Annotated in this window: 19 protein-coding genes; 11 read left to right on the top strand and 8 right to left on the bottom strand. The window is 73.5% G+C overall.

Annotated elements, in window-relative coordinates:
* Position 1 precedes the first annotated feature (1 nt).
* From F6X68_RS11755 to F6X68_RS11745, 3 genes are all read right to left on the bottom strand, one after another.
* Entirely contained in the window at positions 2-244 is a 243-nt protein-coding gene (locus F6X68_RS11755; RefSeq protein ID WP_132237913.1) for a hypothetical protein, read from the bottom strand.
* Positions 245-263: 19 nt separating this feature from the next.
* Positions 264-1,259 (bottom strand): LysR family transcriptional regulator, encoded by a 996-nt coding sequence (locus tag F6X68_RS11750; protein ID WP_151454307.1) that lies wholly within the window; start codon positions 1,257-1,259, stop codon positions 264-266.
* 110 nt (positions 1,260-1,369) lie between these two features.
* Positions 1,370-1,978 (bottom strand): hemerythrin domain-containing protein, encoded by a 609-nt coding sequence (locus F6X68_RS11745; protein WP_151454306.1) that lies wholly within the window; start codon positions 1,976-1,978, stop codon positions 1,370-1,372.
* A 172-nt stretch (positions 1,979-2,150) separates the two neighbouring features.
* Here F6X68_RS11745 and F6X68_RS11740 point away from each other — a divergent pair, with 172 nt between their 5' ends.
* Positions 2,151-3,479: a M20/M25/M40 family metallo-hydrolase gene (locus tag F6X68_RS11740; protein WP_151454305.1), complete on the top strand. Its 1,329-nt coding sequence runs from the start codon at positions 2,151-2,153 to the stop codon at positions 3,477-3,479.
* A gap of 60 nt (positions 3,480-3,539) precedes the next feature.
* The gene (locus F6X68_RS11735) at positions 3,540-4,193 is read left to right on the top strand and encodes a hypothetical protein (protein ID WP_151454304.1); all 654 of its coding nucleotides are present in this window, start codon (positions 3,540-3,542) and stop codon (positions 4,191-4,193) included.
* Between the two features lie 77 nt (positions 4,194-4,270).
* Here F6X68_RS11735 and F6X68_RS11730 read toward each other — a convergent pair whose 3' ends face one another.
* Positions 4,271-4,462 carry a DUF5703 family protein gene (locus F6X68_RS11730; RefSeq protein WP_121399254.1) on the bottom strand — a complete coding sequence of 64 codons (192 nt, stop codon included), beginning with the start codon at positions 4,460-4,462 and terminating at the stop codon, positions 4,271-4,273.
* A 139-nt stretch (positions 4,463-4,601) separates the two neighbouring features.
* Here F6X68_RS11730 and F6X68_RS11725 point away from each other — a divergent pair, with 139 nt between their 5' ends.
* From F6X68_RS11725 to F6X68_RS33470, 3 genes are all read left to right on the top strand, one after another.
* Positions 4,602-5,081, top strand: coding sequence for a DUF2975 domain-containing protein (locus F6X68_RS11725; RefSeq protein ID WP_151454303.1), 480 nt, complete (start codon positions 4,602-4,604; stop codon positions 5,079-5,081).
* Positions 5,081-5,287, top strand: coding sequence for a helix-turn-helix transcriptional regulator (locus F6X68_RS11720; RefSeq protein WP_026874506.1), 207 nt, complete (start codon positions 5,081-5,083; stop codon positions 5,285-5,287). Before F6X68_RS11725 ends, F6X68_RS11720 begins: the two co-directional genes overlap by 1 nt.
* Positions 5,288-5,372: 85 nt before the next feature.
* Complete coding sequence (locus F6X68_RS33470) at positions 5,373-5,528, top strand: hypothetical protein (protein WP_192581375.1); 156 nt, start codon at positions 5,373-5,375, stop codon at positions 5,526-5,528.
* Between the two features lie 22 nt (positions 5,529-5,550).
* Here F6X68_RS33470 and F6X68_RS11715 read toward each other — a convergent pair whose 3' ends face one another.
* Positions 5,551-6,609 carry an SseB family protein gene (locus tag F6X68_RS11715; RefSeq protein WP_151454302.1) on the bottom strand — a complete coding sequence of 353 codons (1,059 nt, stop codon included), beginning with the start codon at positions 6,607-6,609 and terminating at the stop codon, positions 5,551-5,553.
* Positions 6,606-7,025 carry a YbaB/EbfC family nucleoid-associated protein gene (locus F6X68_RS11710; protein ID WP_151454301.1) on the bottom strand — a complete coding sequence of 140 codons (420 nt, stop codon included), beginning with the start codon at positions 7,023-7,025 and terminating at the stop codon, positions 6,606-6,608. The genes F6X68_RS11715 and F6X68_RS11710 overlap by 4 nt, the downstream gene beginning before the upstream one ends.
* Positions 7,026-7,117: 92 nt before the next feature.
* Between F6X68_RS11710 and F6X68_RS11705 the strand changes: the two genes are divergently transcribed.
* The 3 genes from F6X68_RS11705 to F6X68_RS11695 are packed head-to-tail and all read left to right on the top strand — an operon-like array spanning position 7,118 to position 9,424.
* Positions 7,118-7,447: a hypothetical protein gene (locus F6X68_RS11705; RefSeq protein WP_121397959.1), complete on the top strand. Its 330-nt coding sequence runs from the start codon at positions 7,118-7,120 to the stop codon at positions 7,445-7,447.
* Positions 7,444-8,505 (top strand): WXG100 family type VII secretion target, encoded by a 1,062-nt coding sequence (locus F6X68_RS11700; protein WP_151454300.1) that lies wholly within the window; start codon positions 7,444-7,446, stop codon positions 8,503-8,505. The genes F6X68_RS11705 and F6X68_RS11700 overlap by 4 nt, the downstream gene beginning before the upstream one ends.
* A 22-nt stretch (positions 8,506-8,527) precedes the next feature.
* On the top strand, positions 8,528-9,424 hold the full coding sequence (locus tag F6X68_RS11695; protein WP_151454299.1) for a hypothetical protein: 897 nt from the start codon (positions 8,528-8,530) through the stop codon (positions 9,422-9,424).
* A gap of 28 nt (positions 9,425-9,452) precedes the next feature.
* Here the strand turns inward: F6X68_RS11695 and F6X68_RS11690 are convergent, their stop codons facing one another.
* Complete coding sequence (locus tag F6X68_RS11690) at positions 9,453-10,424, bottom strand: aldo/keto reductase (protein ID WP_151454298.1); 972 nt, start codon at positions 10,422-10,424, stop codon at positions 9,453-9,455.
* Positions 10,425-10,601: 177 nt separating this feature from the next.
* On the opposite strand from F6X68_RS11690, the gene F6X68_RS11685 reads away from it, so the two are divergent.
* Positions 10,602-11,654 carry an LLM class F420-dependent oxidoreductase gene (locus F6X68_RS11685; protein WP_151454297.1) on the top strand — a complete coding sequence of 351 codons (1,053 nt, stop codon included), beginning with the start codon at positions 10,602-10,604 and terminating at the stop codon, positions 11,652-11,654.
* On the top strand, positions 11,651-12,487 hold the full coding sequence (locus F6X68_RS11680) for an undecaprenyl-diphosphate phosphatase (RefSeq protein WP_151454296.1): 837 nt from the start codon (positions 11,651-11,653) through the stop codon (positions 12,485-12,487). Before F6X68_RS11685 ends, F6X68_RS11680 begins: the two co-directional genes overlap by 4 nt.
* Positions 12,488-12,873: 386 nt before the next feature.
* On the opposite strand, the gene F6X68_RS11675 is transcribed toward F6X68_RS11680, so the two are convergent.
* Entirely contained in the window at positions 12,874-13,470 is a 597-nt protein-coding gene (locus F6X68_RS11675) for a hypothetical protein (protein ID WP_151454295.1), read from the bottom strand.
* An 866-nt stretch (positions 13,471-14,336) separates the two neighbouring features.
* On the opposite strand from F6X68_RS11675, the gene F6X68_RS11665 reads away from it, so the two are divergent.
* Positions 14,337-15,050 (top strand): histidine phosphatase family protein, encoded by a 714-nt coding sequence (locus F6X68_RS11665; RefSeq protein WP_151454293.1) that lies wholly within the window; start codon positions 14,337-14,339, stop codon positions 15,048-15,050.
* Positions 15,051-15,077 lie beyond the last annotated feature (27 nt).

Here is a 15,077-nt window from a genome sequence, read left to right as displayed (position 1 = left end):
GTCAACCGTGGTCGCTCTCCAGGCTGCCGATCGTCAGGCCCGCGGCGTCGGCAGCCGCCTCGCGGTCGGCGCGCGCCCGCTCCTCGCGGGTCAGCAGGTTGGCGTACTCCGTGACGTCCGCCGGGTCGGGCACCTCGGGCAGGCGACGCAGGAACGCCTCCACGTCGCGGGCGGCGGCGGTGTGCGTGGCGGCGGCCTGCCGGAGGATCTCCCGGTCGTCGGCGGCGGGGTAGGCATCGGTCATGTCCGCCTGATACCCGGCGCTACGCCGTTCGCACCCCGTCGGCCCCGGCGGCCGTCAGCCTCCGGGCCCCGTAGCTCGGGTTGCGCAGCAGCCAGGCCAGGTATTCCGGGTGCGCCGCCAGCGAGTCGGTGTACGCGGCCAGCGCGAACTCCAGCACCAGTTCGGCGTCGCGGGCGGCGGGGGAGTCGGGATGCCAGCCCAGCATCAGCCGCCAGCGCAGCGGCGTCCCGGTCAGCATCCGGGTGACCAACCCGGCGACCGGGCGGAAGGTGGCCTGGCAGAGCGCGATCGCCTCGCCGGAGTCCACCATGTCGATGCAGCAGCGCACGTCGGTCTCGTACACCTTGCGGGGGGTGAAGCCGGCGCGGGCGCAGGCGGCGGCGAAGCAGTCGCCGAAGCAGCCGTCGCCGGGCGCGGCGACCCACTGCTCGTGGCTCAGGTCCACCAGGCTCACCTCGGCGTGCTCGGCCAGCGGGTGCTGCTCCGGCAGCAGCACCAGCACCGGGTCGACGGCCACCTCCCGCCAGCTCAACCCGAGCTCGGCGGGCGGGGCCGCGTCGCCGCACACCCCGATCAGCGCGAAGTCCAGCCGGCCGCCCGCGACGAGCTGGGCCAGCTCGTCGGCCGACCAGGAGGCGTGGGTGGTGATCTGGGCCGGTGGGGGCTCCGCGGCGAGCCGGTGCACGAGCCGGCCGAGGATGGGGCTGTTCACCCCGCCGAACCGGTAGCGGCGGGGCACGTCCCCGGCCCCGGCCAGCCGCGCCGCCTCGTCCTGCAGGCCCTTCATCGCCGGCAGCAGCACCCGCGCCCGGGCGAGCACCAGCTCGCCCAGGGCGGTCGGGCGGGCGCCGCGGCGGTCCCGCTCGAACAGCGGCCCGCCCAGGGTCCGCTCGATGCGCTGGAGCTGGGCGGTGAGTGCCGGTTGGGCCAGGCCGAGCGTCGATGCCGCCTTGGTCACGCTCCCCGTCTCCGCGATCGCGCAGACCACCCTCAGGTGTCGCAGCTCCAGATTCATACCGTGACGGTATGACCCCGTAGCGGCCGACGGAAGGCCCTGAACGGATCAACGCCTCCCAATGTGTGCCCGATCTGCTCCGGCGCGCCGCGCCCGCGCCCGCCGCCGGCTCAGCCCGGCGGCCGCTCGGTGAGGTCGGCCAGGTAGGTGGGCCGGCCGGTGACGGCGTCGCGGACCTTGTCGACGACGCCCACCGCGGGCTCGACGACCCGGTTCCACGGCGGGGTCGCCGGGGTGCCGGGGTGCGGGCGCGTCGGGGCCGCCTCCTCGGCGATCTCCAGCCGGTTGCCCAGGCGGATCAGCTCCTCGGCGCTGGCCACTTCGCGCAGCGCCGCGACGAGCGCGCCGGCCTCCTCGACGTGGCGGTGGACCCGCGCGGCGACGTCGGCGAGCCCCTCGTCGGCGAGCGCCTTCAGGGCGGTCAGCAGGGCCCGGTCGTCCGCGATGGCCCGGTCGATCCGCTCCGCCGCGTCGGGCAGCGCGGCCCGGACGGCGGGCAGCAGGTACTGCTCCTCGGCGGACAGGTGCCGCGACAGCGCCGCCGTGAGCACCTCCAGGCCGCGCTCGGGGGCGGGCTCCGGGCCCGGGTCGGTGAGCCGCCGCAGCAGCTCCCGCAGTTGCCGGTGCTCGGCGTCGAGGATGTCGGCGATGCTGCGGCCGCCCGGCCGGAAGCCCTCGTCCTCTCCGGTCGGCGGCAGCGGTGGCAGGGGAACGGTCATGGTGCCCTCCTCTGTGGCGGGCGGCGCAGGTGGTGGGGAGCGGTCGCGAGCGGCGGTACCCGGCGGCGTCGGCGGCGAAACCGGGCCCGGTCGCCGGTCGTGCCCCGCCATCGGCGTCGATACGGCGGGGCGGGGCGACCGCTGCGGGCCCGTGGGCTGGTATGAAGAACCGATGACGAGCGACGCCGCCTCCGCCCGACCAGACCCCACCGACGAGGTCGTCGACCTCTGCCGTGACCTGCTGCGGATCGACACCACCAACACCGGGGACAACGACACCAGCGCCGGGGAACGCCTCGCCGCCGAGTACGTGGCGGAGAAGCTGGCCGAGGTGGGCGTCGAGTCGGTCATCCACGAGTCGGCGCCCGGCCGGGCCAACCTGGTCGCCCGCATCCCCGGCACCGACCCGAGCCGCGGGGCGCTGCTGGTGCACGGCCACCTCGACGTCGTCCCCGCCGACGCCGACGAGTGGTCGGTGCACCCGTTCTCCGGTGAGCTGCGCGACGGCTACCTGTGGGGCCGGGGCGCCATCGACATGAAGGACTTCGACGCGATGGTGCTGGCGGTGGTGCGGCACTGGCAGCGCACCGGGGTCCGCCCGCCCCGGGACATCGTGCTCGCGTACACCGCCGACGAGGAGGCGGGCAGCGACTACGGCGCGCACTTCCTGGTCAACCGGCACCGTGGGCTGCTCGACGGCTGCACCGAGGCCATCGGCGAGGTCGGCGGCTTCTCGTACTCGGTCAACGACAGCCAGCGGCTCTATCTGATCGAGACCGCCGAGAAGGGCATCGACTGGCTGCGCCTGCACGCCAAGGGCCGCCCCGGGCACGGCTCGATGATCCACGACGACAACGCGGTCACGGCGCTCGCCGAGGCGGTGGCCCGGGTCGGCCGGCACCGCTTCCCCGTGGTGGTCACCGACACCGTCCGGGCGTTCCTGGAGGAGGTCTCCGACCTGCTCGGCGTCGAGTTGGACCCGGAGGACCCGGAGACCGCCATCGCCAAGCTCGGCCCGATCGCCAACATCATCGGCGCGACGATCCGCAACACCGCCAACCCGACCCGGCTCGCCGCCGGGTACAAGGACAACGTCATCCCGGGCCGGGCCACCGCCACCATCGACTGCCGCAGCCTGCCGGGGCAGTCGGAGCTGCTGGAGCGGCAGTTGCGCGAGCTGGTCGGCCCGGACATCGTCATCGAGTACCTCCAGCGCCAGCCGGCGCTGGAGACGACGTTCGACGGCGACCTGGTCGACGCGATGTCCGCCGCGCTGCGCGCGGAGGACCCGGGGGCGCGGCCGGTGCCGTACATGCTCTCCGGCGGCACCGACGCGAAGGCGTTCTCGCAGCTCGGCATCCGCTGCTTCGGCTTCGCGCCGCTGCGGCTGCCGGCCGACCTGAACTTCTCCGCGCTGTTCCACGGCATCGACGAGCGGGTTCCGGTGGACGGACTACAGTTCGGCGTGCGGGTTCTCGACCGGTTCCTCCGCACCTGCTAGCCCCCGCCAGGAACCCCGGTGTCCCGGCGGGAACCACTGATCGTGAAGGGACTGACCCACATGACCGACCAGCACGGTGAGCTGGACGCCGCCCTCGAGCGCGTGATCGATGCGGCCCGCCACCACCTGGCCGCCGTCCGCGCCGCACAGGGCCGCGTCGACGACGACGACGTCTGGCAGGCGTACGTCGCGCTCAACAACGCGTCCTTCGCGTACGACGAGCAACTCCTGGACGCCTTCGGCGAGGTCACCCCGTGGGACGTCGAGTCGATCGACCCGGAGGAGGCAGACCAGCGCTTCGGGGGCGCGGAGGGCGTGGAGCCCACCGACCCGCACCCGCGGGTGATCTCGGTACGGCAGCGGCGCGACTACCGGGTGCCGAGCGTGTCGGCGCTGATCCGGGTCGCCGAGGCCGCCCGGCGGGAGGGCACCCCGGCCGAGGACGAGCCGGAGCCCGTCGAGGGGGTCGGCGAGGCGGTGCTGGAGCTGCTCCAGAGCGGTGACGGCTCGCTGGGCGCGCTGGACGTGCCGGAGCTGGAGCCGCTCGACGGCGTGGTGATGGTCAGCGAGGTCGGCACTCCGGTGGACCTGGAGTCCTTCGACGACGACGACCCGGTGGGCCCGTTCCAGCCGGCCGCCGACGACCGGCTGGTCGGCCGGCTCGACGAGCACCCCTTCATGGAGCTCGACGAGGAGCACGACCACGCCCACTAGGCGGTGACGGCCCGCCGGTCAGGCGGCGCAGGCCCGGGGCCCGACCGGACGGTCGGCCCCGGGCCTTGCTGTCGTGGTCAGTACGACAGTCCCGGCTGCGGCTGGTTGACCCGGCGGCGGCGCAGCACCACCTGCCGCGTGCCGTCGCGGTACAGCCGTACCCGCGCCAACTCCCACCCGGAGAACTCCGCCTGGATCGCCAACTGCGCCGCGGCGGTCAACCGGTCGACGTCCGGCGGCAGCCGCAGTGGCGCGTACTCGTAGTCCATGACCTCCATGCTGCCCAGCCCGGGAGGCCTTCGCCACCCCCTCGCCGGTGACCCGCGCCGCTGCGAGGCGTGGCCGCCCGGCTTCCCGGCCATCGCCAAATCGATTGACTTTCGATAGGTTACGAGCGATAGTCGATGCATGTTCAACGAGCATCGAGCGGTAGCCCCGCTCAGAGTCTTCCTCGTCGTGCTGTTCGGGATCCTGGTCATGCTCCAGACCTTCTCGCTGCCCGGGCAGTTCGCCCACATGGCCGAGGAGTCCCCGGAGCAGGCCTACCTCAGGTGGCCGATGACCGCCGTGGCGGTGTTCTGGGTGCTGTGCGTCCAGGTGGTGGTCGTGTCCACCTGGAAGCTGCTCACCCTGGTCAAGCGCGACCGCATCTTCAGCGACGCCTCGCTGGCGTGGGTGGACGCGATCGTCTGGGCGATCGTCGCCGCCTGGGTGGTGCTGCTGGGCGTCTTCCTCTACGTCGGCTTCAACGCCACGGACCCCGGGCTGCCGCTCCTGCTGTTCCTGCTGCTGGTGGGCGTCGCCGTGCTGGGCCTGCTGATGGTGGTGATGCGCGCGCTGCTGCGGCAGGCCACGACGCTGCGCACCGACATGGAGGCGGTGATCTGATGCCCATCGTCGTACGCATCGACGTCGAACTGGCGAAACGCAAGATGAGCGTCGGCGAGTTCGCCGAGCGCGTCGGACTCACGCCGGCGAACGTGGCGGTGCTGAAGAACGGCCGGGCCAAGGCCGTCCGGTTCAGCACCCTGGAGGCCATGTGCCGGGTGCTCGACTGCCAGCCCGGTGACCTGCTCGAGTGGGTCGACGAGTGAACCCCCACGGCGCGCCGCCCCGGACCGACGGCCACGAACCGCCCACCAGCAGGTCCGAGACCCCGGCCGCCACCAGGGAGACGCCGTGAAGTACCTGCTCGCCCTCCTCGCCGGCGCGCTCGGCGTCGCCGGCGTCGTGCACGGGGAGGCCGACGACTCGCCCGGCCTCCAGTTCCTGGGCGTCGTGCTCGTCGTCGGCGCGGTCGTGTTCGCCGTGCGGCTCGCGCGGCGCGGCCGGTAGCGGTAGGACTGCCGGCCGGCGGTCAGCCGGCGGGCGGGTTCGCCGCCAGCAGGGCCGCCAGCGACGCCGCCCCCAGGGCCAGGGCGCGCGGGGTGCCCGCGTCCACCACCAGCCCCCACGCCGGGTCGGGCCAGTCCGCGAGCAGGTCCGCGCAGGGCACGGCGACGAACGGCACGCCCTCCCCGGCGAACGCGGTCAGCGCGTCCGGGGAGGTGAAGACGGGCAGCAGCGGCGCGCCGGTCGGGTCAGTGACGATCGTCCACGGCACCTCGCGGTCCGGCCCCGGCTCCGCCGCCAGCGGTACGCAGACCGCCGCGGCGGCGAGGATGCCGAGGTAGCCGGGCAGGTCCCGCCGCGCGCCGGCCTCGCCGAGCAGGTCGAGCACGGACGGCCCGCCCGGGTCCGCCCCGCTCCGCGCCTCGTCCGCGGCGGGGCCCGCGGGCGAATCTGCGGGCAGTTCCGCGGGCGGCGGGTCGGGCACACGCGCGTCCCCGGCCCCGGCAGCCGGCTGCTCGACCCCGGCGACGGGCTGCTCGACCCCGGCCACGGGCTGCTCGACCCCGGCCACGGGCCGCTCGACCCCGGCCACGGGCTGCTCGACTTGGGCAGCGGGGCGTTCGGCTCCGGCAGCGGCGTGCTCGGTTTCGGCGACGGGCTGCCCGGCTCCGGCAGCGGGGTGCCCGGCCTCGGCATCGGGCGCCGCGACCCGGACGCGGGGCACGGTCGGCTCCGGGCGCACCCGGGGACCGGTGGGCGGGAGGATCTGGCAGGACAGCGCTGCGGGCTCCGTGGTGAGCACCGTGGCGGCGGTCTGCGCCGCGAACCCGCTCCACCAGCGCAGGCCCTCGGCGTTGCGCGGCGTCTCGTACCACCAACCGCCGACCCCGCGCGGCGCCTGCCAGCCGAGCTCGGCCAGGCGTCGCTCGTCGTAGGGCGGGCAGACCCCGCGGACGGTGTCCCGGCGCACCATCAGGTGCAGCCGGCGGGGGCCGGCGGCGAGTTCCAGGTCGGTGTCGCGGTCGCAGCCCGACAGCGTGTCGTGGAGCCGGGTGACGATGTCTGGCCAGCCCGGCGACGTCATGCCGGCGGCCCCGGCAGGCGGCCGTCGAGCCGGCCGAGCCGTCCCATCGCCTCCTCCAGGCGGCCCAGCGAGGCGAAGTCGCCGGGGGTGCCGAAGATCCCGTTCAGGCCCGCGCCGAGCGTCGCGTCGAGACCCCCGGTGCGCTCTTCGAGCTGCGCGGTCGCCGCCGTGCGGGCCTGCCGGTACGCCTGCAGCACCATGGCCGCGAGGTCCTCGGTGCCCACCCGCAGCGCGGTCGGGGCGAGGCTCAGGTCGGTCAGCTCGCCGGTGGCGTCGACGGTCGCGGTGACCAGCCCGCTGTCGTCGGTGGCGGTGGCGCTCAGCTCCTCCAGGTCGTCGGTGAGCCCGGCGAAGCGGCGTTCGATGTCGGCGAGCCGTCCGGCGAGTGCGTCGAACGCGGACAGCGGGTCAGACATGAGAACCTCCCGTGCGCGGTGCCGTCCGGGGTGGCGCCCGGCGGCGGCATGATCGTATCGTCGTCCCGCCGGGCGAGTGGGGGAGGAACGGCGTGCCTGACATCGACGTCGACGTGCAGGCGGTGCGTCGGCTGGAGGCGGCGGCGAAGCGGGTGGCCACCTCGCTGACCGCGCTGGAGAGCCGGATCACGTCAGCGGGCGACATACCGGACGGGGCCTTCGGGCACCTGCCGTTCGTCAGCGACATGCTCCGCGAGAAGTACGCCGAGCAGGTCACCGGGGGGATGGAGCTGTTCCGGTCCGGCCACGACGCGTTCGAGCGGGTCGGCGGCGCGCTGGGCGGGACGGCCGAGGCCTACGAGCGCAACGAGCAGGACATCGACGCATCCTTCCGCGCCATCGGCGCCGGGATGCCCCGGTGAGTGGGCCCGCGGGCACCGCCGTCGAGCTCTGGAACGGCATCGACAACGCCCTGTCCGGCGTGGACAAGGTGGTCGACAGCGTCTGCCGCACTCTCGCCTGGCCGTTGATCCAGCTCGTCGACCTCGTCGACGGCGAGCCGGCCGCGCTGCGCGCCAAGGCCACGGAGTGGGACGCGCTGGCCGGGCAGGTGCGGGAGCTGGCGATGGGCCACCGCAGCGTGCGCGAGGCCGAGCAGGCCGGCTGGCGCTCCCCGTCCGGCCAGGCGTACGGGCGGCGGTTGGCCGAGGTCGAGCAGCAGCTGCTGGACGTCGCCGAGCAGTTCGCCGCCACGGCCGAGTACCTGCGCGGGGTGGCCGACGCGCTCCAGACGGTGCACGACGTCCTGGTCGACATCTGCGTCGAGTTCGTCAACTTCCTGCTGGTGACGCTGGTCACCGCGCTGCTGATGGCCCCGTTCACCGCCGGGGCGTCCTGGGCGGCCGGCGTGGCGCTGGGGGTCACCCGGGGCATGATCGCGCTGACCCGGATGTTGAAGATCATCCGGCCGCTGGCGACGCACCTGCAGAAGGTCATCCGGCTGCTGCAACGGGTCCTGCTCCACCTGCGCAAGCTGCGCAACCACCTGGACAAGCTGGTCGACAAGCAGAAGGCGCTGCGCGCCGGCCAGAAGTACGCCGACAAGCGCCGTGCCGCCGGCGCCGCCGACAAGTGGCACCACAAGTTCATGGACCCGGCGAAGGGCACCTGGAAGCTCGGCAAGTCCGGTTCGCCGTTCGACATGAGCACGTTCGAGCGCCTCGGGGCGCTGCGGGCGCACGGCATGGCCGACGGGGCGCGGATGATCGGCCGGGACTGGGCCACCAACCTGCCGTGGAACATCCCGAACTCCGTCGTGCACGGCGCCACCTGGGGCACCGTCGCGATGGTCTCCGGCCTGTCGGTGCCCGGCATGGACCAGGTCGGCGACAAGGTCGACGCGGCGGTGCAGGGCGGCGCCGAGTGGATCGACCAGAATGTCTTCGGGCAGCCGCCGGCGCAGCAGCCGGCCGGCAGGTGACGGCCGATCGAGGGGGTGGGGCGTGTCCGAGGGGCGCAGTCGGCTGGGCCGGCTGACCGACGCGGTGCTGGGCGGTGCGCGGGCCGCCCGGGACAAGGCCCGTGAGCTGCGCGACGAGTTCCGCACCACCGACGAGCCCGAGCGCGCCCTGGTGGCGCCCCTGCTGCCCGACGAGGAGATCCGCTACGTCGGCCTGGCGCCGGTGCGGGCCCCGGAGAACCATCGGGCCGGCAGCCAGCTCGCCGACCGGGTCAACGCCGAGCTGGCCGAGGCGCTCGATCCGCGCGCGCTGTTCGGGCTGCTCAACATCGTCAACCCGGTCGCCTGGGTGGACGCGGTGCTGACGCCCGTACGCATCGCCGCGGGCGTCCTGCTGCTGCCCGGCAAGGCCGCCCTGCTCGCCGCCGGCACCCCGGAGACGGCCGAGCCGGAACCGGCGCCGGGCGGCGCGCCCCGGGAGCCGCTGCCGCTCACCGACGAGCAGGAGGCGTTCCGGGCGCTGTTCCGGCTCAGCCGCTACCGCCCGTTGGCCGACCAGCTCGCCGAGATCGCCTACCGGCGGCGGTACGTCTTCAGCGGCGACCTGGCCACCCTCGCCGGCAGCCTGCTGCTCTTCCTCGAGCGCTACACCGGCACCCCGCTGGCGGTCACCGACACCCACCTGCACCTGCTGCGGATGGGCCGCCGCCCCGACCCCGACCGCGAGGACCGGCGGCGCCCCCAGGTGCTGTGGAGCGTGCCGCGGCGGCGCATCGCCCGCATCGAGTCCGAGCACGGGGCCCGCCTCATGCAGTTCCCGTCCACCATCGTGTTCGACGACGGGTCCTGGATCCGGATCGTCAACCCGGCCACCCGCGACGACCAGTCCCGCTTCCTCGCCGCCGTACGCGACCTGCCCGGCCAGCGCCCCACGGCCTGACCGCGCACTCGCCCCGCGCGACGCGGGGTCAGCCGTCGCGCTCGGGGTAGCCCACCGGCACGGCCGACACGTCGTCCAGCGCGGTGACGATCTCCTCGGGCAGGGTCACCCGCTCGACCTGGAGCGCGCCGAGCAGTTGCCCGACCGTCCGCGCGCCGAGGATCGGGGCCACCACCCCGGGCCGGTCGCGGATCCAGGCCAGCGCCACCTCCGTCGGGGAGACGCCCAGCCCGCCCGCGGCGATGGCGACCGCCTCCACGATGCTGGAGCAGCGGGGCTCCAGGTAGGTGGCGACGAAGCGCTCGAAGTGCGGCGAGGCCGCCCGCGAGTCGGCGGGCCGGCCGTGCCGGTACTTGCCGGTGAGCACCCCGCGGCCCAGCGGCGACCACGGCAGCACCCCCAGCCCGAGGGCCTCGCACGCGGGCAGCACCTCCCGCTCCACGCCCCGCTCCAGCAGCGAGTACTCCACCTGCGCCGCCACCACCGGGGCGCGCCCCGGCCAGGCGGTCTGCCAGGCCGCCGCCCGCGCGGTCTGCCAGCCGGCGAAGTTCGACACCCCGACGTAGCGGACCCGGCCGCTGGCCACCGCGTGGTCGAGCGCCGCGAGCGTCTCCTCCAGCGGCGTGTCGGGGTCGTAGCCGTGCAGTTGGAAGAGGTCGACGTGGTCCGTGCCCAGCCGGCGCAGCGAGGCGTCCAGCGTGCGCAACAGGTGCCCCCGGGAACCGTCCCGACGCCGGCCGCTGCCCGGCCGCAGGCCCGCCTTGGTGGCGATCAGCAGCTCCTCGCGCGGCACCAGGGAGCCCAGCAGCGACCCGATCACCGACTCGGCGTCGCCGTCGCCGTAGACGTCGGCGGTGTCGATCAGGTTGCCGCCCGCGTCGAGGAAACTCTTCAGCTGGGCGGCCGCATCGTCGGCGTCGGTGTCCCGGCCCCACGTCATGGTGCCGAGCGCGAGCCGCGAAACCGCCAGCCCGCTTCGGCCGAGCGGTCGATGTTGCATGGGTGAACCTTATTTCGAACGAGGGCCCGCCGATATCCTCGCTCCCGTCAAGTGTGCCGGACGCGTCGCGTTTCCGACCGTCCGGGCACCGCCCCCGGTGGTGGCGACCGGTGAACGGGTCGACTTGCGGCATTGCGTAACCTGATGCGACCTGTGGTGCGGATGGGGGAGGACCTAGTGCGACTCGGGCTCAGCCTCGGATACCAGACGGCGTGGAGCACGCCGGCCGATCACCTGGCTTTCGCCCAGGAGGCGGACCGGCTCGGCTACTCGGTGGTGTGGGCGGCGGAGGCCTACGGCTCCGACTCGCCGAGCATGCTCGCCTGGATGGCCGGGCAGACGGAGCGGATCGACCTGGGCAGCGCGGTGATGCAGATCCCCGCCCGTACCCCGGCGATGACCGCGATGACCGCGGCGACCATCGACGCGCTGTCCGGCGGCCGGTTCCGGCTGGGCCTCGGCGTGTCCGGCCCGCAGGTCTCCGAGGGCTGGCACGGCGTACGGTTCGCCAAGCCGCTGGCGCGGACCCGCGAGTTCGTGGACATCGTGAAGCTGGCCGTCGCCCGCAAGTCCGTGGCGTACGACGGCGAGTTCTACACGCTGCCGCTGCCCGACGGGCCGGGCAAGGCGCTGAAGCTGGGCTTCCACCCGCCGCGCGAGCACATCCCGATCTACCTCGCCGCCGTGGGCCCGAAGAACCTGGAGCTGGCCGGCGAGATCGCCGACGGCTGGCTGGCGATCTTCTACGCCCCCGAGTTCGCCGAGGAACAGCTCGCGTCGGTGCGCGCCGGGCGGGCGAAGGCCGGCAAGGAACTCGCCGGCTTCGACGTGGTCCCGTCGGTGCCCGTGGTGGTCGGCGACGACATCGCCACCTGCGCCGAGCTGGTCCGCTGGTACGCGGCCCTCTACGTCGGCGGCATGGGCAGCCGCCAGCAGAACTTCTACAACCAGCTCGCCACCCGGATGGGCTACGGCGACGCCGCCCGCGAGGTGCAGGATCTCTACCTGGCCAAGCGGCAGCGCGACGCCGCCGCCGCGGTGCCGCTGGAGTTCATCGACCGCACCTCGCTGCTGGGCCCGAAGGAGCGCATCGCCGAGCGGATGCGGGAGTACGCCGCCGCCGGCGTCACCACCCTGTCGGTGACCCTGTTCGCGGCCGACCGGGACAGCGGCGTGCACACCCTGCGTACCGTCGCCGAGGCGCTGGACCTCTCGGGAGTCGGGGAGTGACCTGGATCGAGGCCATCGTCCTGGGCATCGTCCAGGGACTGACCGAGTTCCTTCCGGTCAGCTCGTCCGGTCACCTGCGGATCACCTCGGCGATCTTCTTCGACCGGGACGCCGGAGCGTCGTTCACCGCGGTCACCCAGTTGGGCACCGAGGCGGCGGTGCTGATCTACTTCGCCAAGGACATCTGGCGCATCACCCGGACCTGGCTGGTCGGCATCAGGGACAAGTCGGTGCGTTCCAGCCTCGACTACCGGATGGGCTGGTACGTCATCGTCGGCTCGATCCCGATCGGGCTGTTCGGTTTCCTGTTCAAGGACCAGATCCGCACCGCCGGCCGGAACCTTTGGCTGGTGGCGACCACGCTCATCGTGTTCGCGTTCGTGCTGGCGTTCGCCGAGTACTGGGGGCGGCAGACCCGCACCCTGGTGAACTTCAAGATGCGCGACGGCGTGGTGATGGGCTTCGCCCAGGCGATGGCGCTCATCCCGGGGGTGTCGCGCTCGGGCGGCACGCTCACCGCCGGGCTGTTTCTCAACCTCACCCGGGAGGCGGCGGCGCGCTACTCGTTCCTGCTGGCCATCCCGGCGGTGGTGATGTCCGGGATCTTCAGCGTCGGCGACGTCTTCGAGCCGGCGGCGCCCGGCACGTCGGTGCCGAGCATGGCCCAGATGATCATCGCCACGATCATCGCCTTCGGCGTCGGGTACGCGGCCATCGCCTGGCTGCTGCGCTACGTCGCCCATCACACCCTGTACGTCTTCGTGCTGTACCGGGTCGCGGTGGGCACCCTGGTGCTCGCCCTGCTGATGACGGGCACCATCAGCGCCACCTGACCCGCCCGCGCCCGCGCCGGCCCCCGTCCCCGCACCACCGGACGGGGGCCGGCCCGTGTCCGACCCACCGCCGGCCGTCACCGCCTGCCTGGCGCCTTGGCGCTCTGGCGTCTGGCGCCGCGATTCGCACCCGGACCACAACCCCGGCGACCCGAAGGCCGAGGGGCGTATTCTCTCTCGCCGGATCGCGTAAGCCGTGCTCGCCGTCCTCACGTCGAGATCTTGGACGGTTGTCGTCGGGTGCGAGCGGTAACTGTCCAAGATTTTCAGGTGGAGATGCCGGCGCCCCTGTCGGGGTGCCGGCCGTGTCGTGTGGACGTGCCGCTGGCCGGCACCGATTGATCGGTGCCGGCCGGCGGTCCCCCTTGTGGTGGAAAGTCTGTGTGTCAGCTGTTCCAGTGCTCGGTGACGAGGTCGGCGGCCTGCTGCTCCCACTGGGCGTAGTGGTCGGGGTACGCCGACACCTGCACCGTCTGGGCGGCCTTGGTCAGGGGCATGTCCTGCCACCCGTCGACCTGCTTCAGACCCTTCAGGAACGCCATGGTCGAGTACTCCGGGTCGGTGATCTGCTCGACCGTGCCCCAACCGCTGGAGGGGCGCTGCTGGAACAGGCCCTGCGAGTCGTGGTCGTTGCGGTCACCCAGATGACCCAGGTTTTCCAACTTCGACTCCTGCAACGCGGTCGCGATGGAGACCACAGCGGCGCGCTCGTCCATGCCGGCCTTCTTCGTCGCGGCGATGATGGCCTTGACGTTGTCGACCTGCTCGTCGGACAGGTCGACGTGCGACTGGGTGCCCTGCACGCCGTGCGGGATCAGCTTGGCCTTGTCGACCGACGGCTTGTCAGCCTGCATGGCCACAGCCGCCACGGGCGTGGTGTCGACAGTCGTCGGGGTGCTGCCGGTCATCGGGCCGGCGGCCACACCACCGGCGAACGCGAGACCAGCAATACCGAGAACGCTGTTACGAATGAACGTGTTCATGGGGGACGCTCCATTCGGGGGTTGGCACCACACACCGAAGGGGGATCGGCTCTGTGTGCGGGTGCAAGCACCGTCCGGCGCTCGATGAACAACGGGGAACCTCCGGCGTCCTGCCGGAGGAAAGATCAGAGTCGGCCGCGTGGGGCGGAGGGGGATGCCCTGCACGTGGGCCGGGACCATGTGTAACGACCGGCCGGCCGCCATCATTCCGGGGCCCGGGCTGACCACCTGCCCGGGAGGCGGGGCGTGCCCTTACTCGGTCGTACGCATGGTGTAACGACCCGGGGCCGGCCACGATTCCGCCCCCACGATGCCCCCGGTCACACCCTGAAACCGGACAAAGCGTCTCGTCGTCGACTCGTTTCGGGCGGGTGTGGTGCGGGTCGTGGTGGGCGTTCCGGATTGGTGTCGGACAGGGCGATCGGTCGGGGTGGAGGGCTGCTGAAGCCGCGTGTGAGGGGATGAACCGGACATGCGGGCGTCGAGTGATGTCCGTTGGTGCCCCCGGGCATGGTCAACGGTTAGTCGAGCCTGTCGGGCCGGCCCCTGTTGCGAGATCTTGGCAAGGATCGGCCCCTGGAGGGGCACTCTCGTTCCAAGATCTGCCGACGCCGACGCCGACGCCGACGCCGACGCCGACGCCGACGCCGACGTGGTGTGGCGCGGGGCCGGCAGACGCGGGGGCGGTGCGGGATAGGTGCGGGCCGTGGGTGTTGCGCCTGGTGTGGGACTGTCATCGTCGATTGGGCGGTCAGCGCCGTCGAGGTGAGTCGGGCCCGGGGTCGTAGCGCAGATGGGGGAGCGCGGGTCATACCGCGCGCACCGGGGAGGCACCCGTGGCCGGACACAGGTCATAGGGTGGTCCCGTGGCGACCCTTCTGCTTCTGCGACACGGCCGGACGACCGCGAACGCCGACGGCGGGCTGGCCGGCCGTCAGCCCGTGGAACTGGACGAGACGGGCCGGGCCCAGGCGAGCGCGGTCGGCGAGCGGCTGCGGGCGGTGCCGCTCGCGGCGGTGGTGACCAGCCCGCTGATCCGGTGCCGGCAGACCCTGGAGCTGGCGTTGCCCGGGGCCGCCCCGGTGGTGGAGGAGGGGCTGATCGAGTGCGGCTACGGCGCCTGGGAGGGGCAGCCGCTGAAGAAGCTCGCCAAGGAGCCGCTCTGGCCGGTGGTCCAGCAGCACCCGAGCGCGGCGGTCTTCCCGGAGGGGGAGGCGATGGCGGAGATGGCGGCGCGGGCGGTCACCGCGGTGCGTACGTGGGACGCCCGGATCACGGCGGAGCACGGCCCCGAGGCGGTCTGGCTGGCGTGCAGCCACGGCGACGTGATCAAGGCGATCGTCGCCGACGCGCTCGGCGTACACCTGGATCTGTTCCAGCGGATCGTGGCCGACCCGGCCTCCGTGACGGCGATCCGCTACACGCCGTTGCGGCCGTTCCTGATGCGACTCAACGACACCGGCGGCGACCTGGCCGGGCTGGTGCCGCCGCCGCGTAAGCGGCGCCGACGGGCGACGCGGGCGGCCGGCGCGGCCGACTCCGACGCGCCGGTCGGCGGCGGCGCGGGGGCGGGCCGGTGACGGGCCGGCGGCGCCCCGACCCACGGC

Source organism: Micromonospora sp. AMSO12t (assembly GCF_008806585.1).
Lineage (GTDB): Bacteria > Actinomycetota > Actinomycetes > Mycobacteriales > Micromonosporaceae > Micromonospora > Micromonospora reichwaldensis.
The sequence above is the reverse complement of the archived record's forward strand: the minus strand, read 5'-3'. Positions and strand labels throughout refer to the sequence as shown.